The organism is Mesorhizobium sp. M0088 (assembly GCF_040322895.1).
In the GTDB taxonomy this organism is placed as follows: domain Bacteria; phylum Pseudomonadota; class Alphaproteobacteria; order Rhizobiales; family Rhizobiaceae; genus Mesorhizobium.
This window is the reverse complement of sequence record NZ_JAMYUI010000009.1, coordinates 21908-46759: the sequence shown is the minus strand read 5'-3', so window position 1 is coordinate 46759 and position 24852 is coordinate 21908. Positions and strand designations below refer to the sequence as shown.

The window sequence follows — 24852 nt, the reverse complement described above, 5'->3', positions numbered from 1 at the left end:
CATGCCGGAACTCGAACAGGCCCTCAAACTTGATCAGGCCCACAAACTTGATCCGGCCCCCAAACTTGATCAGGCATTGGCCGAAGTTGCTGCCGAAATGGCTGATCGCACCGATCGCGGTGACGTCGCTTCCTACATTCCGCAGTTGGGTAAGGTCGATCCGAAGAAATTCGGCATCGCAGCGGTCACCAATGACGGCCGCGTGCTGACGGCGGGGGACGCCGACCAGGCCTTTTCCATCCAGAGCATCTCGAAAGTGTTCACCCTGACACTGGCGCTCGGCAATGTCGGCGACGCGCTGTGGCAGCGGGTCGGCCGCGAACCGTCAGGCAATCCATTCAACTCGATCGTGCAACTCGAGCATGAGAACGGCATTCCGCGCAATCCGTTCATCAATGCCGGTGCCATCGTTATTTCCGACATCCTGCTTGCCGGCCACCAGCCACGCGAGGCGATCGGCGAGATCCTGCGCTTCATCCAGTTCCTCGCCGACGACGAGACCATCATCATCGACCGCGAGGTCGCGGCGTCCGAGCGCGCCACCGGCTACCGCAACTTCGCGCTTGCCAATTATATGAAATCCTTTGGCAATCTCCACCATGCGCCGGAACTGGCGCTGGGCGTCTACTTCCACCACTGCGCCATCGCCATGAGTTGCCGGCAACTGGCGCTCGCCGGCCGCTTCCTCGCCAATGGCGGCAAGAACCCGGCGACCGGGCATTCCGTGGTGTCGGCCGAGCGGGCACGCCGCATCGGCGCCATGATGCTGACCTGCGGCCATTATGACGGCTCCGGCGATTTCGCCTTCCGCGTCGGCATCCCCGGCAAGAGCGGCGTCGGCGGCGGTATATTGGGCATCGTGCCGGGCGTGGCGTCGCTTGCCGTCTGGTCGCCGGGCCTCAATGCCAACGGCAACTCCAAGCTGGGGTCGATCGCGCTGGAAAAGCTGGCCAGGATGATGAACTGGTCGATCTTCGCGCCGTGATGCATGTCACCCAAAAGTGCGCAGCGGTTTTGGGACAACGACATGCTTGGAATCAAAGAAGCGTTTTAGCCTTTCGCGATCCAGCATAACGCCAGATAAGAAAATCCCGCGCCGTCTTCGAGACGGCGCGGGATTTTTTGTCAAAGAACTAGCTCATGCGATTGAAAGGCTTAGAAAAAGCCCTTCCGCTGCCACCAGCCGCCGCGCTTCGGCTTGTCCTCGGTCTTGTCCTCGGCCTTGGCCGCGGGCTCTTCCGCGACGATCGAAGACACGACCGGCTCGACCGGCGCATTCGCCGCCGCCGGCTTGCGCCGCGACGGGCGGGCCTTCGGTGCCTCCTCGACAGAAGCGATGGCTGCCTCGTCGGATGCGGTGACCGGCGTGTCGACCGGTGCTTCCACCTCCGCAGCCGGCTCATCGGCGACAATTTCGGCCGCGGCCTTCTTTGGCTTGGCCGCGCGACGTGGCTTCTTCGGCTTCTCCGTGGCCGGCGCGTCGTCATTTGCCGGGGCAAGCGCCACCGGCTCTTCGGCTGGTGCAGCAACGACCGGCTCGCTGGCGATCACCTCGGTTGCCCGGACTTCGCCTTCAGAAGCGTCTGCTGTTTCGCCAGCACTTGCCTCAGCCTCGCCTTCACCGTCTTCGCGACGGTTGCGCTTGCCGCCGCGCTTGCCGCGCCGGCGCTTTTTGCCCTGGCCTTCGTCCGAAGCTTCAGCTGTCTCAGACGTTTCGGCAACACCGACAGGGGCGTTGTCGTCCGCTTCCGTGTCGCCATCGCTGGCGGCCGAGTCCGGGTCCGAAAACTCACCGGCCGGAGCCGAGACGGAAGCACCGTCCGCAGGGGCGCCATGTTCGCGATCGCGATCCTTGCCGCCGCGCCGGCGCCGACGCTTGCGGCGCTTGCGGTCGCGGCCGTCGCCTTCCTCGCCACCGGCAGCGGGCCGGGGCTGTTGTTGCTGCGGCTGCTGGCGTGGCTGTTCGGCCTGCACCGGCGCCTCGTCATCTTCCTCGACGACGACAATCTCGTCCTCGGGCTCTTCCAACTCGACATAGGCCGGGAAGCTGCGCGCCTCGACGAAGCCTTCCGGCTTTTCAGCCAGCGCGCCACGGAAGATCGCATAGTGTTGCGAACCCACCGAATCGTCGGCCTCGACGGTGATCGTCAGCCCGAAGCGGCTTTCGAGTTCGACCAGCGTGCCGCGCTTGTGGTTGAGCACATAGAGTGCGGTCGCCGCCGGCGTCCGCACCGTGATGTGGCTGCGCGAATCCTTGAGCAGGAATTCCTCGATCGCCCGCACCACCATCAGCGCGACCGACGAATCGGAGCGTACATGGCCGGTGCCGCCGCAATGCGGGCAGGGCTTCATGGTCGATTCCAGCACGCTGGCGCGGATGCGCTGGCGGGACATCTCCATCAGGCCGAAATGCGAGATACGGCCGACCTGGATGCGCGCACGATCGTTCTTGAGGTGATCCTTCAACCGCTTCTCGACGGAGCGGTTGTTGCGGTTCTCCTCCATGTCGATGAAGTCGATGACGATCAGGCCGGCGAGATCGCGCAGCCTGAGCTGACGCGCGACTTCCTCGGCCGCTTCCAGATTGGTGTGGAGCGCGGTGTCCTCGATCGAGTGCTCCTTGGTGGAGCGGCCCGAATTCACATCGATGGCAACCAGCGCCTCGGTCTGGTTGATGATGATGTAGCCGCCGCTCTTCAGCGTCACCTGCGGCTGCAGCATGCGGTCAAGCTGTGCCTCGATGCCGTTGCGCACGAAGATCGGCGTCGTGTCGCGGAACGGCTGAACCACCTTGGCGTGGCTCGGCATCAGCATGCGCATGAAGTCCTTGGCCTCGCGATAGCCTTCCTCGCCGGAGACAAGAATCTCGTCGATATCCTTGTTGTAGAGGTCGCGCACCGAGCGCTTGATCAGGCTGCCTTCCTCGTAGACCAGGGCAGGGGCCGTGGACTGCAAGGTGAGATTGCGGACATTTTCCCAAAGCCGCATCAGATATTCGTAATCGCGCTTGATCTCGGCCTTGGTGCGGCTCTCGCCGGCGGTGCGCAGGATCACGCCCATGCCCTGCGGCACTTCGAGATCGGCAACGACCTCCTTCAGCCGCTTGCGGTCGACCGCGCTGGTGATCTTGCGCGAAATGCCGCCGCCACGCGCCGTGTTCGGCATCAGCACCGAATAGCGGCCGGCAAGCGACAGATAGGTGGTCAGTGCCGCACCCTTGTTGCCGCGCTCTTCCTTGACGACCTGCACCAAGAGGATCTGCCGGCGCTTGATCACTTCCTGGATCTTGTACTGGCGGCGCACCGGCTTGCGGCGGTTGCGCACTTCTTCCAGCGCGTCCTCGGCGCCGACCGATTCGACCTCGTGATCGTCCGGATGCGAGGACTGCACTTCTTCCAGCATGCCGCGATCATTGTCGCCGGAGGTCGCCTCGCTGCCTTGTTCGGCCTGCGGAACGGCTTCGGAAATCACATCGGCCTCGACCGAGGCGGCGATCGACGTCGGGCCGCCTTCGCGGGTTTCGCCTTCGTCCTGCTCGGCGGAATCCTCGCCATGTTCGGACGCATCGGCATGTTCGGACGCATCGGCCGCATGTTCGATGATCTCGGACGTGTGCGAGATCTCCTCGAAACCAGCGTCGGCGCCCTCTTCCGCCTCGTCGGCAGTGTCGCTTGCCTCGCTGGAATCGGCAGCATCACGCTTGTGCTCGCCCCGGTCGCGGGGCTTGCCGCCGCGCCTGCGGCCGCGCCGTCCGCGATCGCGGCTCTGGCGATCATCGCCGTCGCCGTCCTCGTTCTCTTCGTCCTCAGCCTCCTGCGCTTCCGCGCGCAGCAGTGCCTGACGATCGGCGACCGGAATCTGGTAATAGTCGGGGTGAATTTCACTGAAGGCGAGAAAACCGTGACGGTTGCCGCCATATTCGACAAAGGCTGCCTGAAGGGAGGGCTCTACGCGCGTTACGCGGGCTAGGTAGATGTTTCCTTTGAGCTGCTTCTTGTCCTGGGATTCAAAGTCGAATTCTTCAATACGGTTACCGCGTATGACGACAACGCGTGTTTCCTCCGGGTGGGAGGCGTCTATCAGCATTTTGTTGGGCATTATTTCGTTTCCCCCCGGCAGCCGTCAGCCGCAGCTTGCGAGGCAAAGCCTGCTGCTGCGTGTCTGGAGTGTGGGTGCCGGATATTTGAACGTCCGTCGGCCGCCGCTTGAGCGCCATGGCGGTGCCGCCCGCAGCCATAATGGCGCGGTTTGATGCGGACCTTTCCATGATTGCGCTTGAAGCCATCGTCACCAACAGAACCTTTTGAACCAAAGCCCGGATGAACCGGACCAGCTTGTTTGCTCCTACAGAGCCGGCGCGGGAACAAACCCGGCCGTTTTCCTCACGCAGGCGATTCCCCCGCCACGGGAGCACGCCTGCGAAATTCGTCGCGATCACCTGAACCCTTTTCGCCTGAAGCGAAAGGAGCCGCCTTTACGTCTGACCCTGTAGCAAGAAGCTGCGGAGGAGGGCGGTTCCAGGATTGCAGTGATCCACCATCGCTTTTATGATTTGGCGGGGTGGAAGGCAACCCCGATTTCCGATGCCGGCAAAAAGCCGTTCCGTAGCGTAAGCCAGCTTGCCGCCCTTGCATGAAAAGGCTTGGTTAACCTTCTCTGGATACCAATCGTTAATCGAGTTCGCGGCCTAACCGGCATTTCGACGAAACGACCCGGCGCCGGGCGCCAAACCGGGAGCGACTGGAAGAGAGATGGGATTGGCGGACTTCACAGACAAGGGATGTCGTGTCGGCGGCCGGATCCTGGCCGCTTTCTGCCTCTTGCTGCTGCTGGCGGTCTCATCTGCCTTGTCCTCAAAAGCCAATGCCGCCGACGCTCCGCTCGTGGCAAAAGGTTACAAGATGGCCGGCGATGCCACCAAGATGCGCATCGTCATGGACTTCGATCGCGAACCCGATATCAAATGGTTCCTGCTGCGCGGTCCCAACCGCCTTGTCATCGATCTCGCGAATACGAGATTCGCCGTTGATGCCAAGGACTTGAAGGCGCGGGGCCTGGTCAAGGGCGTGCGCCTGGGCGCGCTCGGCGAGGGCGTTTCGCGGCTGATCCTCACCGGCAAGGGACCGTTCGCCGTCGACAAGCTCGACGTGCTCAAGAACGAGGACGGAACCGGCTACCGCATTGCCATCGACATGTCGGCGGCATCCGAGCGCGAGTTCGACGTGGCGCTGGCCAACCAGGCGCTGACCACCGGATCGACCGTTTCGACCGACAAGGGAGGGCGGGTCGGCACCGGACCGGTTTCCAATCCGGGTCATCGGTTCACCGTCGTCATCGATCCCGGCCATGGCGGCATCGACGGCGGTGCCGAGGGCCTGAACGGCACCATCGAGAAGAATGTCACGCTGGCCTTCGCCACGGAGCTGCGCGACAAACTCGCAGCCGTTGGCAATTATGATGTGTTCATGACGCGCGACACAGACGAATTCCTGCGTCTTGATGACCGCGTGCGCATCGCCCGTCAGCATGAGGCCGACCTGCTTATTTCGATCCATGCCGACACGATCAGCGTCAAGGGCATTCGCGGCGCCACCGTCTACACCGTCTCCGACAAGGCCTCGGACCCCGAGGCGCAGGCGCTCGCCGACCGAGAAAACCTCTCCGATCAGTTCGCCGGCATGGAAATCAAGAACGACAACAAGGAAGTCACCGACATCCTGATCGACCTGATCCGCCGCGAAACGCACAATTTCTCGATGAGTTTCGCCCACACGCTGGTTGGCCAGTTGTCGACCAGCGTCGGCCTCATCAACAATCCGCAGCGTTCGGCGGGCTTCAAGGTGCTCAAGGCACCCGACGTGCCGTCGGTGCTGGTCGAACTCGGTTATCTCTCGAACGCCAAGGACGAGGCGCAGTTGCTCAACGCCGACTGGCGCGGCAAGGCGGCCCAGAGTATAACCAACGCCGTCGCGCTGTTCGCGTCGGCCAAGGCCGGACCGGGAACCGGAGGTTGACATGACCGGCGGCGCCTGCAACCAGAGGCGGCGTTGCGCGACGACAACACCCAATGCTTTTTATTTCCGGCTCGCGACCGCGAAATCAGGCATTGCCGTATTTTGTCCACATGGCGGCGACAAGGGTTTTCGATTACGGATTGGGACCGGCTCGAAAGCTTGCGCGAAAGGCGGCTTCGTTTAGGAAATTCCCGAACCAAGGACTGGAGCGGGTATGATTCGTCTCATTGGCTATTTTTTCGGCATCGGCACGACGCTGGCCCTTTTGGTCGCGGCGGGCGTTGCGATCTACATCGGCCATTTGTCGAAAGATCTGCCCGACTACGAGGTGCTGGCCAAATACGAGCCGCCGGTGACCACCCGCATCCATGCGTCGGACGGCGCGCTGATGGCCGAATACGCGCGCGAACGGCGCCTGTATTTGCCGATCCAGGCCATACCGGACCGCGTCAAGGCGGCCTTCCTGTCGGCCGAAGACAAGAATTTCTACAATCACCCAGGCATCGATGTGACCGGCCTCGGCCGCGCCATCATCGTCAACCTGCAGAATCTCGGCTCGGGCCGGCGTCAGGTCGGCGCCTCGACGATCACCCAGCAGGTGGCGAAGAACTTCCTGTTGTCCTCGGACCAGACCTACGAGCGCAAGATCAAGGAGATGATCCTCGCCTTCCGCATCGAGCAGGCCTATCCCAAGGATCGCATTCTCGAGCTCTACCTCAACGAAATCTTCTTCGGCTTCGGCGCCTATGGCGTCGCCGGTGCGGCGCTGACCTATTTCGACAAGTCGGTCAACGAACTGTCCGTGGCAGAGGCCGCCTACCTGGCTTCCCTGCCCAAGGGGCCGAACAACTACCACCCTTTCAAGCATGCCGATCGCGCGATCGAGCGTCGCAACTGGGTCATCGACCAGATGGTCGAGAACGGCTACGTCACGCGTGAGGAAGGCAACAAGGCCAAGGCCGAGCCGCTGGGCGTGACGCCGCGCCGCAGCGGCACCTATCTGTTCGCCGGCGAGTACTTTACCGAAGAGGTGCGCCGCCAGATCATCGCCCGCTACGGCGAGAACGCGCTTTACGAAGGCGGCCTCTCCGTCCGCACCACGCTCGATCCGAAGATCCAGCTCATTGCCCGCAAATCGATGCAGAACGGGTTGATGAAATACGACACGCTGCGCGGCTATCGCGGGCCGGTAACATCGATCGACGTGTCGGGCGACTGGGGCGTGCCGCTTGGCGCCGTCAAGGGGCTGGAGGATGTTCCCGAATGGTCGCTCGCCGTCGTGCTCGACAGTTCGGCGACCGGGCTGTCGATCGGCCTGCAGCCCGCACGGCAGGCGTCGGGCGAGATCGTCAAGGAGCGCGTCGAAGGCACCATCAGCAAGGAGGACATGGGTTTTGCCATGCGCCATGTGGTTGCCGGCAAGACCGTCAAGGCCAAGTCGCCGGCGGAGGTGCTGAAGCCGGGCGACGTCATCTTCGTGCAGAAAAACGATGGTGCCGATGGCGCCTACAGCCTGCGCCAGGTGCCCGAAGTGGAAGGCGGCCTGATCGCCATGGACCCGCACACCGGCCGCGTGCTGGCCATGGTCGGCGGCTTCTCCTATGCGCAGTCCGAATTCAACCGCGCCACGCAAGCCATGCGCCAGCCGGGCTCCTCGTTCAAGCCGATCGTCTATTCGGCCGCACTCGACAATGGCTATACGCCGGCCTCGGTGATCATGGACGGGCCGATCACGATCCAGAGCGGCAACACGAGCTGGACGCCGAAGAATTACGACGGCACCGTTGCCGGTCCGGCGACCCTGCGCTCCGGCATCGAGAAGTCGCGCAACCTGATGACGGTGCGGCTTGCCAATGACATGGGGATGAAGCTGGTCGTCGAATATGCCGAGCGCTTCGGTGTCTACGACCATCTGGCACCCTATCTACCGATGGCGCTGGGTTCCGGCGAAACCACCGTGATGCGCATGGTGTCGGCCTATTCGATCATGGCCAATGGCGGCAAGTCGATCAAACCGTCGCTCATCGACCGCATCCAGGACCGCTACGGCAAGACGGTGTTCAAGCAGGACGAACGTGGCTGCCAGGGCTGCAATGCGCCCGAATGGCAGAACCAGCCGGAGCCGGAACTCGTCGACAATTCCGAGCAGGTGCTCGATCCGATGACGGCCTACCAGATCACCTCGATGATGGAAGGTGTCGTGCAACGCGGCACCGGCGCCACCATCAGTGAACTCGGCCGTCACATCGCTGGCAAGACTGGAACGACCAACGACGAAAAGGACGCCTGGTTCATCGGTTACACGCCCAACCTCGTCGTCGGCCTCTACATGGGCTACGACACGCCGCGCGGCCTTGGCCATGGCGCCACCGGTGGCGGCCTCGCAGCCCCGATCTTCAAGGACTTCATGCGGGTGGCGCTGGACGGCACGCCCAATGTCGATTTCAAGGTGCCCGAAGGCATGAACCTGGTCGCCATCAACCGCAAGACCGGCATGCGTGCCGCATCGGGCGATCCGGGCACCATCATCGAAGCCTTCAAGCCGGGTACCGGTCCTGCCGACAGCTATTGGGTCATCGGCATGGGCGCCGACGGCTCCAATGCCACCGGTGGCGCGTTGTCGCCGCAGGCCAACCAGGCCATCCAGTCCGGCGGCGGCGGCCTCTACTGACGATTTTCATGAGCGGATGGGCTGGCCTTGGCGCCAGCCCATTTTGCTTTACAGCCGGCGGCGGCCTGCCTATGTATCGCGCCGACCGACTTCAGCAAACAGGACAGAACAGCCAGCCATGCGCGCGGAAACGCAGAATATTGTCGACGAGATCAGGCAGGCGATAACCCTGCTGAGGAGGCATCTTTGACTGGGATCAGGCCATAAAGCGGCTTGAATACCTCAATGTGCGCGCCGAGGACGCCAGCCTCTGGAACGAGCCGCTGGAAGCGCAGAAGCTGATGCGCGAGCGCCAGGGCCTCGAAGAGGGCATCGCCTCGGTGAAAGGTCTGACGCAGGCGCTGGAAGACAATATCGGCCTGATCGAGCTCGGCGAGGAAGAGCGCGACGAGGGGGTCATTGCCGAGGCCGAAGCCGCGATCCGCTCGATGCAAGGCGAAGCGAAGGCCCGCCAGGTCGAGACGTTGCTGTCGGGTGAAGCAGATTCCAACGACACCTATCTCGAAATCCATGCCGGTGCCGGCGGCACCGAAAGCCAGGACTGGGCCTCGATGCTGCTGCGCATGTACACGCGCTGGGCCGAGCGTCGTCGCTTCAAGGTCGAAGTGCTGGAAATGCATGACGGCGAAGAGGCCGGCATCAAGTCGGCCACGTTGATGATCAAAGGCCACAATGCCTATGGCTGGATGAAGACGGAATCGGGCGTTCATCGCTTGGTGCGTATTTCGCCCTATGACAGCAATGCGCGCCGGCATACGTCCTTCGCCAGCGTCTGGGTCTATCCGGTCATCGACGACACGATCGAGATCGACGTCTCGGAATCGGATGTCCGCATCGATACTTATCGCTCGTCCGGCTCGGGCGGCCAGCACGTCAACACCACCGATTCGGCGGTGCGCATCACGCATCTGGCCACCGGCATTGCGGTCGCCTGCCAGGCCGAACGTTCGCAGCACAAGAACAAGGCCAAGGCCTGGGAGATGCTGCGCTCGCGCCTTTACGAGGAAGAGCTGAAGAAGCGCGAGGCGGTTGCAAACGCCACCGAAGCGTCGAAGAGCGATATAGGCTGGGGTCACCAGATACGCTCCTATGTGCTGCAGCCCTACCAGCTGGTGAAGGATCTCCGCACCGGCGTCGAGAGCACCAGCCCGTCGAGCGTGCTCGATGGCGACCTCGACGATTTCATGGAAGCCTCGTTGTCGCAGCGCATCGAAGGCGGTGCGGGCGAAGCCGTAGCAGACCTGGATTAGGATATGTCCATATTCAGGTGAGGCTAGCCTGACCTCAATCTGAACATATCCCTGCGCACCACAGCGACGGAGGAGAGGATTGGCGAGCAAGCTCACCGGAAAGTGCTTTTGCGGCGCGGTTCACTACGAGGTCGCCGACGAATTCCTCTATGCCGCGAATTGCCATTGTTCGGACTGCCGGCGCACCACCGGATCGGCCTTCAAGTCTTTCGCCGGTATCGAGCGTGAAAAGCTTGTCCTCACCGAAGGCGGGGACAAGCTCCTGATCTTCGGCGACGAAAGCGGCCATAATGCGCATTGCGGCCGGTGCGGCTCCTTGCTTTATTCGCTGGTGCGCGACGGCGCCTACGTCCATGTCGCCATGGGAACGCTCGTCGACGACCCATCCATCCGCCCGACCGAGCACATCTTCGTCGGTTCGAAGGCGGGCTGGTTCACCATCACCGATGACCTGCCGCAGCATCAAGAGCACGTGATTGCCGGCTCTGACCAGCAATAGGCTGGAACCACAGCGGGCCAATTCCGTTTATTCGACGCCCGTTTGCCGGGAATTGACCTTGGCCTCATCTCGTCGGCGGTAGCGGATACCTGACGTTTATAGAACGACGTCGGGAATGCATCTTCTTGCGCCGACCAAGGAATCAGCCCAGCATCCAAACGCTGGGAGAGAAAAAGCATTTATGGCCGGACGCGGCATATCTGCGACCCGACGATCCGGCCACTGGGAAGATACGTTCCGGGAACGGGCAAGCGAAACGCTTGAGCTCGTTTGAAAGGAACGCGTCATGTCTGCTGCCACACTCAGATCGGCCAATGCCGTTCAACCGGCTGGCCGACTTTTGTTTTCCCTGTTCGCGATCGGCGCGATGGCAATGCTGACGGCACCTGCCTTCGCGCATGACGCCACGCCCACGGCGGCAAAGCCACAGGGCTGGAATTATCCGTTCGCATGCTGCGCCAACTATGATTGTCGCACGACCCATACAGGCGAAGTGCTGGAGAAACCCGAGGGCTATGTCATCGCCGGAACGGGTGAGATCGTTCCAATGACCGACAAGCGTGTCAAGGACAGCCCGGACGGCGAGTTCCATTGGTGTGCGCACCAAGCGGGCCTCGACGCCGGCAAGACTATCTGCCTGTTCGTGCCGCCGCGCTCTTATTGACGACAGGACGGCGGTCGGACGTCCGCGGTCGCGTGTGACCGGGGCCGCAGGCCGGGTTTGCGCGGTTCGGGTGATGCCTGCTGACAGACAGTTGTCAGGAGCACCTCTTTATGCTGCCTTTGCCGCACAGGGCGGCGGGCGACAGGAGGAGTTCGTTGATGACCATCAAGGCAAGCTGTCATTGCAAGGCGACGACATTCGAGGTTTCGCAGGCACCGCAGACGGTGACGCAATGCACCTGTTCTTTCTGCTCGAAACGCGGCTCGCTCTGGGCCTACTACGTGCCTTCGCAATTCAAGCTCACCAGCCCGATGGAGAGCGTCTCTTTCTACCGCTGGGGATCGAAAACCGTAAAGCACGGTTTTTGCGCCGCCTGCGGCTGCGGCACCTTTACCGAAACGCCGGACTGGTCGACCGGCGAGCCGGATTTCGACAATCCCAAGATCAGCGTCAACTCGCGACTGTTCGACGATTTCGATCTCGACAAGGTCGAAGTGGTGGTCATAGACGGCAAGAACCTCTGGTAGCCTGATCCGAACGATTGCGGCCCGGCGATGCGGCGCTATCACTGTGTATCGGTCCCTCGGGAAAAGCCGTGAGCGGCGCTTTTGCCGTTCCGCTTTTCGCCGCAATTCGTGGTACAAGTCGCGGGAAGGGCTGATTTGGCGCCACCGCAAGGCGTGACTTGGAGAGGGACCATCATATGAAAAAGACTGTGCTCGTCGTCGTGGCGACGGCTGTGCTCGTGAGCGCCTGCACCACCACCGATCCGTATACGGGCGACCAGAAGATTTCCAACACGGCGGCCGGCGCCGGCCTTGGTGCTCTGGCGGGTGCAAGCCTTGGCCTGCTTGCCGGCGGCAATGACCGCCGCAACGCACTGATCGGCGCCGGCATCGGCGCGCTGGCCGGCGGCGCCATCGGCGCCACCATGGACCAGAACGAGGCCGAACTGCGCCGGCAGCTCGAGGGCACCGGTGTCAGCGTCACCCGCAGCGGCGACCAGATCATCCTCAACATGCCGTCCGACATCACCTTCAACTCGGATCAGGATGCGGTGAAGCCCGGCTTCTACCAGGTCCTGAACTCTGTCGCGCTGGTGCTGAAGAAGTTCAAGCAGACCACGGTCGACGTGTTCGGCCACACCGATTCGACCGGTGGCGACCAGCACAATTTCGATCTGTCGCAGCGTCGTGCTTTGGCGGTGGCGAACTATCTGTCCGGTCAGGGCGTGGATCAGCGACGCTTCGCAGTCACAGGCTTCGGCAAGACGCGCCCCGTCGCATCCAATGCCACGGCCGAAGGTCGCGCCCAGAACCGCCGCGTCGAGATCCAGCTTTCGCCGCTCACCTGATTTGTACGGCAAACCAATGCGAAACGGCTCCCATGGGGGCCGTTTTTGTTTGAGCGGATATTGGTGTTATTCAATTAGTCATTGCTAAAATACATCTTTCCCGCAGCTATGGAAAGGAATAGCATCATCGCTGTTCCTGAGGGGATGAGGCGGTGTCACTGGCCGCGCAATCAGCATTTTTCCGCCTCGGTCTTGCACGGCCAGATCAGAAATCTGGGAGGAATGCATGACAAGAACAGCCAGCCTTGGGCGCTGCGGCGTCCTCGTTTTGACAGGTTTGGTAGGCGCGTGGCTGAACGTTGCTTCGGCTCGCGCCGAGGACGCCAACAAGGCCGACATCGAAGCCTTGAAGAAGTCGCTCGCCAAATATGAGGATTACACCGCTGCCGTTCGCGACCTCTATCTGTCGACCGTCGGCTGCGTCCACTACAGCGGAGAAAAGATACCGGGCGCGATGGACTACCCGAAGGGCGCCATGGGCATCCACTTCGTCAATGTCCCGAGTGTCGGCCAGAAGCTCGATCCGATGAGGCCGAACGTGCTGATCTACGAACCGACCAAGGAAGGCCTGAAGTTGGTCGGAGTGGAATGGCTGGTGCCGCTGACGCCGGACACCAAGGAGCCGCCCAAGCTGTTTGGCCAAACCTTCATGGGACCTATGGAGGGGCACTACCCTCTCATCCCGAAGGAGTTCGTCCATTACGACCTTCATGCCTGGCTCGGGGACAACCCGAACGGCATGTTCAGTCCGACGAACCCGAACGTGAAATGCAACAAGGCCGAGTTTCCGATGCTGGAAAAACCGACCAAGATGATGCCTGGGCCGATGTAACGGGCGAGCCAGGCTGAAAGAGCTTTGCCGAGAAGGCAGCCGAGTGGCCGGCTCGCCTTCGAAGCGGTCGGGATCAGACCTTGGCGACGATCCGCATGAAGGCCGGCATGTCGTCGCCGAAGCCAACGGTGGAATCATTGTCTTCCTGGTGGCGTTGGCGGGCAGGGCGGCTGTTGTCGCGCTGCGGCCGGGTGTCGCCGCGTTCGGGTGCGCGCTGTTCATTGCGATCGGATGATTTGCGCTCGGTGTTTTCCGAACGGATCGCTTCCTTGCGCGAACGCCGTTCGCCGATATCGGCGGCTGCGGCCTCGGCCACCGGCTGATCCTCGCGGACTGTTTCCGGTGCGGCATCTTCGCTGCGCTTGGCGTGGCGTTCGCGCGGTTTGCGCTCGCCGCTCTTTTCCCTGCCGCGGTCGTCGTCCTTGCGGCCGGCACGGCGCGGCGCGCCCTTGCCACGGCGCGGAGCGTCGTCCTCGCCTTCGCTGGCAACCACCGTCGACAAGTCGCCGTCATGCCACTCGATCTTGTTGCCGATCAGACGTTCGATGGCATCGATGTATTTGGTGTCAGATTTGGTCGCGATGGTGAAGGATTTTCCGGAGCGTCCGGCGCGCCCGGTGCGGCCGATACGGTGGACATAGTCCTCGGCGTGGATCGGCACGTCATAGTTGAAGACATGGCTGACATCGGGGATGTCGAGGCCGCGCGCGGCAACGTCGGAAGCGACGAGGTAGCGCAGCTTGCCGTCGCGGAAATTGGCCAGCATCTGCATGCGCGCGCGCTGGTCCATGTCGCCATGCAGCGCACCGGCGTCGAAATCATGCTTCAGCAGTGAGCGGAACAGCTCCGACACTTCGACCTTGCGGTTGCAGAAGATGATGGCGTTCTTCAGTTCGGCGTCTTCGGCCTTGATCAAATTGCGCAGCGTCTCGCGCTTGTCCCACGGCTTGGAGCCTGATTTGACCAGCCGCTGGATGATGTTGGTGGCGGCGGATGCTGCCTTCGAAACCTCGACGCGGACCGGCGCGTGCAGGAACTTTTCGGTGAGCTTGGTGATTTCGGGCGGCATCGTCGCCGAAAAGAACAGCGTCTGCCTGGTGAACGGGATCATTTCGCAGATGCGCTCGATGTCGGGAATGAAGCCCATGTCGAGCATGCGGTCCGCTTCGTCGATGACGAGGATCTCGACGCCGTTGAGCAAAAGCTTGCCGCGCTCGCGGTGATCGAGCAGACGGCCGGGTGTCGCGATCAGCACGTCGGCGCCACGCTCCAGCTTCTTGTCCTGTTCGTCGAACGACACGCCGCCGATCAGAAGCGCGATGTTGAGCTTGTGGTTCTTGCCGTATTTGACGAAGTTTTCCTCGACCTGAGCGGCGAGCTCGCGCGTCGGCTCCAGAATGAGCGTGCGCGGCATGCGAGCGCGGGCGCGGCCCTTTTCCAGCCTTGTGAGCATCGGCAACACGAAGGAGGCCGTCTTGCCGGTGCCGGTCTGGGCAATGCCCAGCACGTCCTTGCCCAGCAGGGCATGCGGAATGGCGCCCGCCTGGATCGGCGTCGGCTCGGTGTAGCCGGCGTCGGTGACTGCGGAAAGGACCTTCGGCGACAGGCCGAGGTCTGAAAAGGTCAACGCTTCTGGAGCGGTCGTGGTGTCTGAGGACAAGTGTTGTTGTCTTTGGCTGGTTCGGGGAAGCGCAACGGCGTCTAATGGCGTCTGTCGCGGCAAGCGCCACGCGCCTGCAAGATTGGTATTGCAATTAGGAGCAAGCCCTCGATTTGTCAACAGAAACGGGCAGCAATGGCACGATTGTGAAGTTGTAACCTTAATCGGGATGCTTAATCGACCTGTCGGTCGCAGCGCCGGCTCAATAGCGGAACTGTTCGGCGAGAATACGCTCGTTCCAGGAATGATTGGGATCGAACAGCAACGTTGCTGTCGCCGTTGGTGATTCTCGCACCGTCACCGAGGTCACGGCCTTGACCTCGGTATGGTCGGCGGCGGCGTTTACCGGCCGCTTTTCCGGCTCGCGGATGTCGAAGCGGACGGTCGCCTTGTTGGAGAGCAGCGCGCAGCCCCCCCGGCGCGGGCGAAATGGGCTGACCGGGGTCAGCGCCAGCAGCGGCGCGTCCAGCGGCAGGATCGGTCCATGCGCCGAAAGATTGTAGGCGGTGGACCCGGCCGGGGTTGCGATCATGACGCCGTCGCAGTTCAGTTCCTCAAGCCGGACCTGTTCGTCGACGGTGATGCGGATCTTGGCCGTCTGGTACGACTGGCGCCACAGCGCCACCTCGTTGATCGCCAGTGCTGAAATCGTTTCGCCTTCCGAGGTCACGGCCAGCATCTCCAGCGGGCGGATCGTTTCGGCGACGGCGGCCTCGAGACGCTCGGTGAGGCCACCGGACCGGTATTCGTTCATCAGGAAACCGATGGTGCCACGGTTCATGCCGTAAACCTTCTTGCCGGTCCCCATCGTGTCGCGCAGGGTCTGCAGCAGGAAACCGTCACCCCCAAGCGCAACGACGATCCCGGCCTCCTCGACGGAAGACTGGCCATAGCGCGCCGACAGGCTTTCCAGCGCCGTCTTGGCGTCAGCGGTGTCGGACGAGACGAAGGCGATGCGGCTGGCGGCTTTGCTCATGGCTCCCCGATGACGACCGATTGGCAGCGGCCCGTTGCTGGGCCGCGCCAGCGCCGGGGTAGCATGGGCGGGGTACGTCTGCAAAGGGAGGTGCCATCCCGGATGGCAACGCCATTCCGGATGGTACGGCCATGCCGGTCGGCCGATGCGGGCATGCCGTTCGCGTATCATGTCAAAGGCTACGCGAATGTGATGGTTAAGACGGGCCTTAAAGTCTCGTAAAGCCGGATCGGTCATGTTAGCCGGCAGTGGATGGGTGGCGTGGGGGCTAGCCAGTCGAGGCCGACATATTGCCGGTAACACGCCTGATCATCGTCTTCCTGATGCTGGGAAGCTTCGCGCTGCTCTTTGCCGAACTGGTGCGCCAGTCCGAAGAGACGAGCTTCCGGCCGCAGCCCACGGCGTCGCGCTGTGGTGATGCAGCCGGGGCGCCATGCCCGCAAAGGGCGCTGTAGCCCTGAAATGTCCTGATCATCCTCGCGATGACGGGCAGCATCGGCGGTCGCTTCGATGCGCGACATCGCGCGGCAGTTTCTCTGCTTAGAAGCAGAGGCCGGTCGGCCGCCGCACGTTCCACTCGTGAAGGCTTGCTGTTTGCACTCGCGGCGCTTGGCGGTGTAGATGGGTGCATCGATTGGCGGAAAGGCTTTTGGGTAGCTCGCATCCGCTGTTGTTGGGAAACAAGCCCTGGGCTCGTTGACTGGCCGGTGTCTGGAGCGGGGGTTTTCCATGTCACGCAGCGTGTTGATCTCTGGCGGCTGCGGTTTCCTGGGCTCGCATCTGGTCGACCGTCTGTTGCGGCGAAGCGATCTGGAAAAGCTGGTCGTCGTCGACAATCTTTGGACCGGGACGCGAGACAACATCGCGCATGTCGCCGATCCGCGTTTCGATCTGCAGATTGCCGACGCCGAAAGCTTTTCATCCCTTCAGCGCTTCGATGAGATCATCCATCTCGCGTCGCCGGCGTCGCCGCTTTGGTACATGCGCGAGCCGGTACGCACGATCAAGGCCAATATCGGCGGCGCGCTCAATCTCCTGACGCTGCTCAAGCCCGGCGGTCGCTTCTGCTTCGCCTCGACCTCGGAAGTCTACGGCGACCCCCTGGTTTCACCGCAACCCGAGAGTTACAGGGGATCGGTGGACTGCACCGGTCCCAGGGCTTCCTATGATGAAAGCAAGCGCTGCACAGAGGCATTGCTGTTCGAGCAGCAGCGGGTCGGCGGGCTCGACATTCGCGTCGTCAGGATATTCAACACATATGGGCCACGAACCCGCATCGACGACGGACGCGCCGTCTCGAATTTTGCCATCCAGGCACTGACAACCGGGGTTCTGACGGTTTATGGCGACGGCTCCCAATCGCGCAGTTGGGGTTATGTCGACGATATCGTCGAGGGGCTGGAACGTTACTTCTGGCGCGACGGCATCTCGCATCGCGGTCCTCTGAACATTGGCAACGACCACGAGGTTTCGGTCCTGCGCATCGCGGAATTCGTAAGATCGCTTGTCCCCGGCAGCCGCATCGAGCACCACCCTCCAGCTCCCCAGGATCCGACAAATCGGTGTCCGGACCTGACTTTGGCGAGGCATGTCCTTCCTGGCTGGGAAGCGAGGACGAGCTATCAGGAAGGCATCGGGCGCACCTTCGATTGGTTCCGCCAGCGAATTGCGGCCGCGAGCATTTCGGCCTCCACGGCCTGACGCGTCCGGTATCGCGGCTAAACCTCTTTCTGCCTGCTCACTCAGTCACCATCTCATCGGGCGCATCGTCAATCGCCGAGCAATGGCAGTACCCGCGGAAAGATATTGACTGTATGTTTAGTCATAGTTACTCCTGAGGTCGCGAATTGAGTTGGACAGCCGGCGCCAGCCGGTGAATGGCCACAATGAAGAGGGGAATATCTCGACCGCGATGCGGCTTGCCGTTGCCGGCGCGCCGCATGCCGCAACTGCGATGTCGACGGCCGGGCTCGAGCCGGTCGGCATTGCCGCGGCCATCTTTTCGTCGGCAGGAAACGGACCTGAGGCCGTAACGCCGCCGGTCCCAACAATGGGAGCATGCAGCATGAACTGGAAACTGACCGCGACGGCCATCGGCCTGTCGCTGCTGACTGTCACGGGCGTGGCCCGTGCCGACGGCGAGCTCAACATCTACAATTGGGGCAACTACACCAGCCCCGACCTGATCAAGAAGTTCGAGGAGACCTACAAGGTCAAGGTCACCGTCACCGACTATGACTCCAACGATACCGCCTTGGCCAAGGTCCGGCAGGGCGCCTCCGGCTATGACATCGTCGTGCCTTCGGCGAGCGTCGTGCCGGTCTGGATCAGCGAAGGTCTGCTCTTGGAGACCGATCCCAACAAGATGGAAAACTTCAAGAACGTCGATCCCAGGTGGGTCGATGTTCCATTCGATCCAGGCCGTAAATACACCGTTCCATGGCAGTGGGGCACGACCGGCATTTCGGTGAACAAGTCGGTCTATGCCGGCGATCCGAACACATCGGCGATCTTCCTCGACCCACCTCCCGAACTCGTCGGCAAGATCAATGTCGTACCCGAAATGGGTGACATCATGTTCCTCGCCATCGCTTACGAGGGTGGCAAATATTGCAGCAGCGACATGCAGATGCTGAAGAAGGTGCATGATAAGCTGGTGGAGGCGAAGGCGAAATGGCTTTCGCTCGACTATGCGGCCGTCGATGGCCTGGGCAGGGGCGACATCGCCGCGGGCGTCAACTGGAACGGCATATCGCTGCGCGAGCGGCTTGAGAACGACAAGATCGTCTATGGCTATCCCAAGGAAGGCTATCCGATCTGGATGGACAATGTCGCTGTCCTCAAGGACGCCAAGAATGTCGACAACGCCAAGCTGTTCCAGAACTTCATCATGGATCCGCAGAATGCGGCGCTGATCTCAGCCTTTGCGCGTTATTCGAACGGCATCAAGGGCTCGGAAGCCTTCATGCCCGACGACATGAAGACCGCACCGGAAGTCAACATTCCCGCCGAGTTCGCCGCCAAGGGCCAGTTCATGCTGGCCTGCCCGCCCGACGTGCAGGCGCTCTACACGAAGATCTGGACCGACCTGCAGAAATGACCTGACCCGGCTTTCCCGCGCCGCCGCACGCGGCGCGGTCATCTCCCGTCCATGCCAAACGCGATGCGCAGATCGCAGGAGACTTCCCATGACCGATCTCGACCTTTGCTACATGCCGGCCAGCGAGGCGCTGCGGCTGTTCAAGACGAAGAAGCTTTCGCCCGTCGAACTGATGCAGGCCACCATCCGCCGCGCCGAGGCAACCAAGGCGACGATCAACTGCCTCACCTTCACGCATTTCGACGAGGCGATGGACCTGGCCGGGAAAGCCGAGGCGAAATACGCCAGCGGTGCCAAGACCGGGGCGCTCGAGGGCCTGCCGATCGGCATCAAGGACGAGAGCTACATCAAGGGCAAGCCGACCTCGCACGGCTCGCTGCTGTCCGGGGATGCTATCGGGGGCCATACCTCGACGATGAACGAGCGCATCATCAAGGCCGGAGGCATTGTCCATGCCCGCACGGCGACGCCTGAATTCAGCTGCGCCGGCTACACCTGGTCGAAACGCTGGGGCGTGACGCGCAATCCGTGGAACCCGGATTTCACGCCCGGCGGTTCGTCGGGAGGCTCCGCGGCGACGCTGGCATCCGGCACGTCGTCGATCGCCACCGGTTCGGACATTGCCGGATCGATCCGGATTCCCGCGTCGGCCTGCGGTCTTGTCGGCTTCAAGCCGCCTTACGGGCGCAATCCGGACGAGCCGCCATTCAACCTCGACTTCTACTGCCACACCGGACCGCTGGCGCGAAACGTCGGGGATGCGATCCTGCTGCAGAATGTGATGGCCGGACCGAGCCCGCTCGACATCGCCACGCTGCGCCCGAAACTGCGGCTGCCGCTCGACTACAAGCCGATCAAGGGCTGGAAGATTGCTTTCTCGATGGACCTCGGTTCTTTCGAAGTCGACCCGGACGTGCGCAAGAACACGCTTGCCGCCTGCGATGTGTTCCGCTCGCTCGGCGCCACGGTCGAGGAAGTCGATCTGGGCTGGGGCGACGAAGTGCTCAGGGCGGGCATGGCTTATCTCGAGCATCTGTTCGGCGCATCGCTGTCGCAGCTGCTCAAGCAGCACGGCAAGGACATGACGAGCTATGCCAGGCAGTTCGCCGAGGACGGGCAAAAGTCGAAGGCGACGGACTTTGTCGGAACACTCGACGTGGCGGCCAGGATGTACCAGACGCTGGGGCCGCTGCTGGAGACCTACGATGTGCTGATCTGCCCGACCAACGCGCTTCCCTCCGTTCCTGCCGAATTCGATCAGACCACGGGCACGGTCGAGATCAACGGCAAGCAGGTGAATCCGTCGCTTGGCTGGGTGATGACGACACCGTTCAACATGATGAGCCGCTGTCCGGTTCTGTCCGTGCCATCGGGCCGGGCGGCAAGCGGCGTGCCGACGGGCATCCAGATCGTCGGCCGCACCTATTGCGATGCCGATGTTTTCCGCGCGGCCATGGCCTATGAGACGGCTAAGGGGCAGTGGTACACAAACGCCGAAACGCGTCCGTCGCTATAACAGGGCGATGCGGCTCTTGCCGCGGTTGGAGAGCCGACGCCGGACACCTCGAATAGACGGATCTGTGGTGGCGCCGGCGATCGCCGCCAGAAGGTCCGAAAGGAGCTGGACGAAGATGGCGCAACAAAAGGCTGCGGCGGCAAAACGCAAAGGCGCAACGGCGAAGAATGGAAGTGCGGCAAACGATGCCGCGCCGCCCAAGGACCGTCGGCGCGAGCGCGGCGAAGCCAGCGTGCAGCGGATCATCGACGCCACCATCGAACTCATCGCGGAGGAGGGGCTGGCAAGCGTCACCATGCAGCGCATCGCCGAGCATGTCGGCTCGTCCAATGCCTTGGTCGTCTTCCATTTTCGCAGCAAGGAGAACCTGTTTCGCGCCGTCCTGCAGTATCTCAGCGATCGATACGATGAATTGTGGGTTACGCTGGTGCGGGCGCCCGGCCTGTCGCCGGTGGAACGCCTGCTCGGGGCGGTCAACTGCGCGCAAAACTTCGCCCGGCAGCATCCGAAATGGGTTTCGGTCTTCGTCGTGTTCTCCAGCGACCGCAAGAGCATGCAGATCTATAACGAGATCGGCTTGCCGAGCGACCTTGCCTACACCGCCGAGGCGCGCGAGCTGCTGATCGAGATTTCGCGCAGCGGCGATTATACCGGCGTCGACATAGACACCCTGTCGGAGAGCCTGAATTATCTGGTTCATGGCGCCTGGTATTGGGATCACCTGAACCCTCGCGGGCGTGACACCAACGTGCTGCGCAAGACCATGCTGCTCCTGCTGCACCAAGCGTTTCCGCGGCATTTCGAGCTGATGCGCTAGATGCTTAGGAGCCCTGCCGCAGATGGCAGCCGGCCTGCCGCTTCTGTTCCAGATACTCGTCGACAAGCTGGCGGTAGCGCACCTTGCCGAAACTTGGGAAATGGCCGCCATGCACCACCGAGACATCGAGGTCGCGCAGGCGCAGGAGTGTCGCCATGTAGTCTGATATGTCCGAGTGGTAGACATCGTCGATCAACGGGCCGTCATAGATGATGTCGCCGGATAACAGGATGCCCGTCCTGTTTTCATAGAGCGCGATGCCGCCGGGTGAATGTCCGGGCGTGTGGATCACTTCGAAGGCACGGTCGCCGAGATCGACGACATCGCCATGGTCGAGCAAACGACCAGCGGGTGCGGGCAGAATGCCGTAGCGCGCCGTGTCCCAGCCTTGCGGCATGCCATCGAACATCTCGTCGGTCGCATAGGTGCCGGCCGCCGTCCATTCATTGCGCGGATCGGCGAGGATGTCGGCCTCGGCGGCATGTACGCAGCGCTCGGGAAATTCGTGGTGGCAGCCGATATGGTCGAAATGCGTGTGGCTGGCGACGCAGGTCAGCTTGCGCTCGCTCACCAGCGGCACGTGACGCCGGAGGCTGAAATGGCCAAGCCCGGTATCGAACAGAAGGTCGCGGTCGCGGCCGCGCACATGCCACATGTTGCAGCGGAAGAACGGTTTTATCCATGGCTCGTGGATCAAGGTCACGCCATCGCTCATGCGGATGGTCTCGTACCAGTCGGGTGCGTCGATGACCGCAAGCGTGCCCATTTTCAATCCGTCAGAAAAGCTCAATCCGTCAGCAGGATGATCTGGTCGGTATCGCACGAAACGGCAACCGTGTCGCCCGGCCGGGCGGTGGCTGTCGCGGGCAGCCTGGCGATGAAGTGAAGCGACGGGTCCTCGACGGAAACGGCGAGCACGCGCTTGAAGCTGCCCTGGAAAACGACGTCGCTCACCTCAGCCGTGCCAAGCCTGACACCGCCTGCGGCCTCGCCGAGGACAAGATGCTCCGGCCGTATGGCCAGCGCAACGGCGGAGCCCACCGGCAGCGCGCCGGGCAGCGAGACCGGCCCGACCGGCGTCGCGACAGTGCTTGTCCGGTCCTTCGCCTGCGTGACCGTGCCGGCAAGGATCGTGCTCTCGCCCATGAAGGTCGCGGAAAAGCGCGTCGCCGGCCGTGCGTAGACGCGCTCGGGCGGGCCTTCGTCCTCGATGCGCCCGTCATTCATCACCACGCAATGGTCGGCCAGCGCCATCGCCTCTTCCTGGTCGTGGGTGACATGGATGAAGGCGGTGCCGACGCGCTTCTGGATGGCCTTCAATTCGTCCTGCATCTGCCGGCGCAATTTGAGGTCGAGCGCGCCGAGCGGCTCGTCGAGCAAAAGCACCGCCGGCTCGATCACCAGCGCACGCGCCAGCGCCACGCGCTGCCGCTGGCCGCCGGAAAGCTGGTGCGGTTTCTTGTCGAAGGCAGCAGCGAGACCGACCAGGGCCAGCGCCTCGCGCGCTTTTGCCGCGCGCGTCGCGCCGTCGACGCCCTGCATGCGCAGGCCGAAGCCGACATTGCTGCCGACGCTCATATGCGGAAACAGGGCATAGTCCTGGAACACCGTCGTCGTCGGCCGTTTCGCCGGCGGCACCGAGGTGCAGTCCTCGCCACGGATGAACACCTTGCCTTCGCTGGGGGTGACGAAGCCGCCCAGAATGGAGAGCAGCGTCGTCTTGCCGGAGCCTGATGGGCCAAGCAGGATCGTGTAGCTGCCGGGCTCGATCTGCAGCGAGACATCCTTCAGCACGGTGTGCTGGCCGAAGCGATGCGAGACGGAACGAATATCGACCAAAGGCGCGGTCATGCCTTTCTCCTGCGCAGCAATGTCAGTTCGAATAGAACCACCAGCACGATGGAGACGGCAAAGACCAGCGAGCCGACGGCGTTGGTCTTCGGGTTGAGGCCGGAACGCAGCAGGTTCCAGATTTCGACGGGCAGCGTGGTGTCGAAGCGGGTGAGCAGGAAGGAGATCACGAACTCGTCCCAGGAGAATGTCATCGACAGGAAGAAGCCGGCGAAAATGGCAGGCGCCATGACCGGTACGGTGATTAGCAGCAGCACTTTCCATTCCGGTGCGCCGAGGTCGCGCGCGGCGCGCTCGATGTTGATCTGGTGGTCGCCCATCTGGCTGTAGATGATGGCGAAGCACAGCGGCAGGTTGATCACGACATGGCCGATGCCGGCGGCCAGCAGCGATTTCGGCACGCCGGCCCAGTTGAACAGCACCAGGAGCCCCATGCCGATGATGAGGTAGCTGACCGTCAGCGGCAGCGTGATCAGCCCGCGCAGCAGGCCGGAGCCCGGCAGGACGAAACGCGCAAAGCCCCAGGCGGAAAGGAAGCCGAGCGTGACGGCGGCGAGCGACGAGATGGACGCGACCAGCAGCGAATTGACCAGCGCCGAGGTCAGCCGCGTGTCCGATAGCACCGCGTCGTACGAGCGCAGCGACGGGCCGGTGAAGGGCGGGATCGGGAACGACGTCGCCTGCAGTGAGAAAAGCACCAGCACGACGACCGGCAGGAAGATGAAGGCATAGACGGCCAGCGCGTAGAGCCAGGAGGCGATGCGGACGAGCTGGCGCATCTCAGGCCCGCTCGATCTTCAGCCAGCGGGCGCAGGCGAGGTAAGCAATGGTGACCACCGCCATCAGGATGATCGACAGCGCCGAAGCCAGCGGAAAGTCGCCGCGCCGGCCGATCTGCATCATCACCAGCTGCGGCATCAGAATCTCGTTGTTGCCGCCCAGGATCTGCGGCGTGATGTAGTCGCCGATGCACAGGACGAAGGTGAGGAAGGCGCCGACCATGATGCCGGGCAAGGTCAGCGGCAGCACGACATGCAGGAAGGTGCGCACCGGCCCGGCGCCGAGATCGGCCGCCGCCTTACGGTAGCTCGGGCTGAGCTGCTTGAGGTTGGCGAAGATGGTCAGCGTCAACAGCATGACGAAGAAATGCACGAAGCCGGTGACGGTGGCGAAACGTGTGTTGGCGAGCTGCAGCGGGTCGCCGATGAGGCCGGAGCCGGTCAACGCCCGGTTGACGACGCCGTTCTGCGCCAGCACCAGCAGCCAGGAGTAGGAGCGCACGACATAGGAGGTCCAGAACGGCAGCACCGCCAGCATCAGCGCCAGCCGCTGCCAGCGCTCCGGCACCTGTTCGGCGAGGATCCAGGCAAAGGGATAGGCAAGCAGCACCGAGATCCCGGTGACGATCACTGTGACCTGCAGAGAGTTCACCATCGCCTGCCAGTAGGACGGGTTGGTGAAGAACTGGCTGTAGTTGGACGCCGTGAAGCCGCCGCCCTCATGCGCCGTCAGGCTGGAAAACCCCATGGCGATGAAGGGCAGCACGAAGAACAGCAGCGTCCAGCCGAGCGCCGGCGTGACCAGCGCCCAGGGGAGGGCTCGGCCCGCCCGAGGCAGGCTAGGGCCGTTGTTCCCGGTTGAGCTCATG

The 24852-nt window shown here is 62.6% G+C and carries 22 protein-coding genes; 15 read left to right on the top strand and 7 right to left on the bottom strand.

The window, feature by feature from the left end:
• Position 1 precedes the first annotated feature (1 nt).
• Positions 2–985: a glutaminase gene (locus tag NKJ67_RS12660; protein ID WP_292460306.1), complete on the top strand. Its 984-nt coding sequence runs from the start codon at positions 2–4 to the stop codon at positions 983–985.
• Positions 986–1155: 170 nt separating this feature from the next.
• Here NKJ67_RS12660 and NKJ67_RS12655 read toward each other — a convergent pair whose 3' ends face one another.
• Positions 1156–4098, bottom strand: coding sequence for an Rne/Rng family ribonuclease (locus tag NKJ67_RS12655; protein WP_352581519.1), 2943 nt, complete (start codon positions 4096–4098; stop codon positions 1156–1158).
• Between the two features lie 653 nt (positions 4099–4751).
• On the opposite strand from NKJ67_RS12655, the gene NKJ67_RS12650 reads away from it, so the two are divergent.
• From NKJ67_RS12650 to NKJ67_RS12610, 9 genes are all read left to right on the top strand, one after another.
• Positions 4752–6014 carry an N-acetylmuramoyl-L-alanine amidase gene (locus NKJ67_RS12650; protein WP_127395904.1) on the top strand — a complete coding sequence of 421 codons (1263 nt, stop codon included), beginning with the start codon at positions 4752–4754 and terminating at the stop codon, positions 6012–6014.
• 1 nt (position 6015) lies between these two features.
• Complete coding sequence (locus tag NKJ67_RS12645; protein ID WP_127323273.1) at positions 6016–6198, top strand: hypothetical protein; 183 nt, start codon at positions 6016–6018, stop codon at positions 6196–6198.
• Between the two features lie 30 nt (positions 6199–6228).
• Positions 6229–8685 carry a penicillin-binding protein 1A gene (locus NKJ67_RS12640; RefSeq protein ID WP_127395903.1) on the top strand — a complete coding sequence of 819 codons (2457 nt, stop codon included), beginning with the start codon at positions 6229–6231 and terminating at the stop codon, positions 8683–8685.
• A 118-nt stretch (positions 8686–8803) separates the two neighbouring features.
• Positions 8804–9935, top strand: a protein-coding gene (gene prfB, locus NKJ67_RS12635) for a peptide chain release factor 2 (protein ID WP_127272597.1) whose coding sequence is annotated in 2 segments (ribosomal slippage) — positions 8804–8869 and positions 8871–9935 — 1131 coding nt in all. Because the reading frame shifts where the segments join, the coding sequence is not laid out codon by codon here.
• A gap of 79 nt (positions 9936–10014) precedes the next feature.
• Entirely contained in the window at positions 10015–10434 is a 420-nt protein-coding gene (locus tag NKJ67_RS12630) for a GFA family protein (RefSeq protein WP_352581518.1), read from the top strand.
• A gap of 286 nt (positions 10435–10720) precedes the next feature.
• Positions 10721–11098 carry a hypothetical protein gene (locus NKJ67_RS12625; protein WP_352581517.1) on the top strand — a complete coding sequence of 126 codons (378 nt, stop codon included), beginning with the start codon at positions 10721–10723 and terminating at the stop codon, positions 11096–11098.
• Between the two features lie 158 nt (positions 11099–11256).
• On the top strand, positions 11257–11625 hold the full coding sequence (locus NKJ67_RS12620) for a GFA family protein (RefSeq protein ID WP_128363345.1): 369 nt from the start codon (positions 11257–11259) through the stop codon (positions 11623–11625).
• Positions 11626–11801: 176 nt separating this feature from the next.
• Positions 11802–12452 (top strand): YiaD family glycine zipper/OmpA-like lipoprotein, encoded by a 651-nt coding sequence (locus tag NKJ67_RS12615; protein WP_013531371.1) that lies wholly within the window; start codon positions 11802–11804, stop codon positions 12450–12452.
• A gap of 226 nt (positions 12453–12678) precedes the next feature.
• Positions 12679–13284: a hypothetical protein gene (locus NKJ67_RS12610; RefSeq protein WP_127272004.1), complete on the top strand. Its 606-nt coding sequence runs from the start codon at positions 12679–12681 to the stop codon at positions 13282–13284.
• 73 nt (positions 13285–13357) lie between these two features.
• Here NKJ67_RS12610 and NKJ67_RS12605 read toward each other — a convergent pair whose 3' ends face one another.
• Positions 13358–14944: a DEAD/DEAH box helicase gene (locus NKJ67_RS12605; RefSeq protein WP_164748844.1), complete on the bottom strand. Its 1587-nt coding sequence runs from the start codon at positions 14942–14944 to the stop codon at positions 13358–13360.
• 202 nt (positions 14945–15146) lie between these two features.
• Positions 15147–15920: an NAD kinase gene (locus tag NKJ67_RS12600; RefSeq protein WP_352581516.1), complete on the bottom strand. Its 774-nt coding sequence runs from the start codon at positions 15918–15920 to the stop codon at positions 15147–15149.
• Between the two features lie 290 nt (positions 15921–16210).
• Between NKJ67_RS12600 and NKJ67_RS12595 the strand changes: the two genes are divergently transcribed.
• From NKJ67_RS12595 to NKJ67_RS12575, 5 genes are all read left to right on the top strand, one after another.
• Positions 16211–16375 (top strand): hypothetical protein, encoded by a 165-nt coding sequence (locus NKJ67_RS12595; RefSeq protein WP_164748845.1) that lies wholly within the window; start codon positions 16211–16213, stop codon positions 16373–16375.
• Positions 16376–16649: 274 nt separating this feature from the next.
• Positions 16650–17621, top strand: coding sequence for an NAD-dependent epimerase/dehydratase family protein (locus NKJ67_RS12590; RefSeq protein ID WP_128363343.1), 972 nt, complete (start codon positions 16650–16652; stop codon positions 17619–17621).
• 364 nt (positions 17622–17985) lie between these two features.
• Positions 17986–19020 (top strand): extracellular solute-binding protein, encoded by a 1035-nt coding sequence (locus NKJ67_RS12585; RefSeq protein ID WP_127330772.1) that lies wholly within the window; start codon positions 17986–17988, stop codon positions 19018–19020.
• 88 nt (positions 19021–19108) lie between these two features.
• A complete protein-coding gene (locus tag NKJ67_RS12580) occupies positions 19109–20536 on the top strand; it encodes an amidase (RefSeq protein ID WP_352581515.1) in 1428 nt (475 codons plus the stop codon).
• A gap of 115 nt (positions 20537–20651) precedes the next feature.
• Positions 20652–21353 (top strand): TetR/AcrR family transcriptional regulator, encoded by a 702-nt coding sequence (locus NKJ67_RS12575; protein WP_352581514.1) that lies wholly within the window; start codon positions 20652–20654, stop codon positions 21351–21353.
• A 4-nt stretch (positions 21354–21357) separates the two neighbouring features.
• On the opposite strand, the gene NKJ67_RS12570 is transcribed toward NKJ67_RS12575, so the two are convergent.
• The 4 genes from NKJ67_RS12570 to NKJ67_RS12555 are packed head-to-tail and all read right to left on the bottom strand — an operon-like array spanning position 21358 to position 24851.
• The gene (locus NKJ67_RS12570) at positions 21358–22119 is read right to left on the bottom strand and encodes an MBL fold metallo-hydrolase (RefSeq protein WP_352581513.1); all 762 of its coding nucleotides are present in this window, start codon (positions 22117–22119) and stop codon (positions 21358–21360) included.
• A gap of 20 nt (positions 22120–22139) precedes the next feature.
• A complete protein-coding gene (locus NKJ67_RS12565) occupies positions 22140–23204 on the bottom strand; it encodes an ABC transporter ATP-binding protein (protein ID WP_352581511.1) in 1065 nt (354 codons plus the stop codon).
• Positions 23201–23983 carry an ABC transporter permease gene (locus NKJ67_RS12560; protein ID WP_352581510.1) on the bottom strand — a complete coding sequence of 261 codons (783 nt, stop codon included), beginning with the start codon at positions 23981–23983 and terminating at the stop codon, positions 23201–23203. Before NKJ67_RS12560 ends, NKJ67_RS12565 begins: the two co-directional genes overlap by 4 nt.
• Position 23984: 1 nt before the next feature.
• Positions 23985–24851, bottom strand: a complete 867-nt coding sequence (locus NKJ67_RS12555) for an ABC transporter permease (protein ID WP_352581509.1) — start codon at positions 24849–24851, stop codon at positions 23985–23987.
• Between the last annotated feature and the right edge of the window lies 1 nt (position 24852).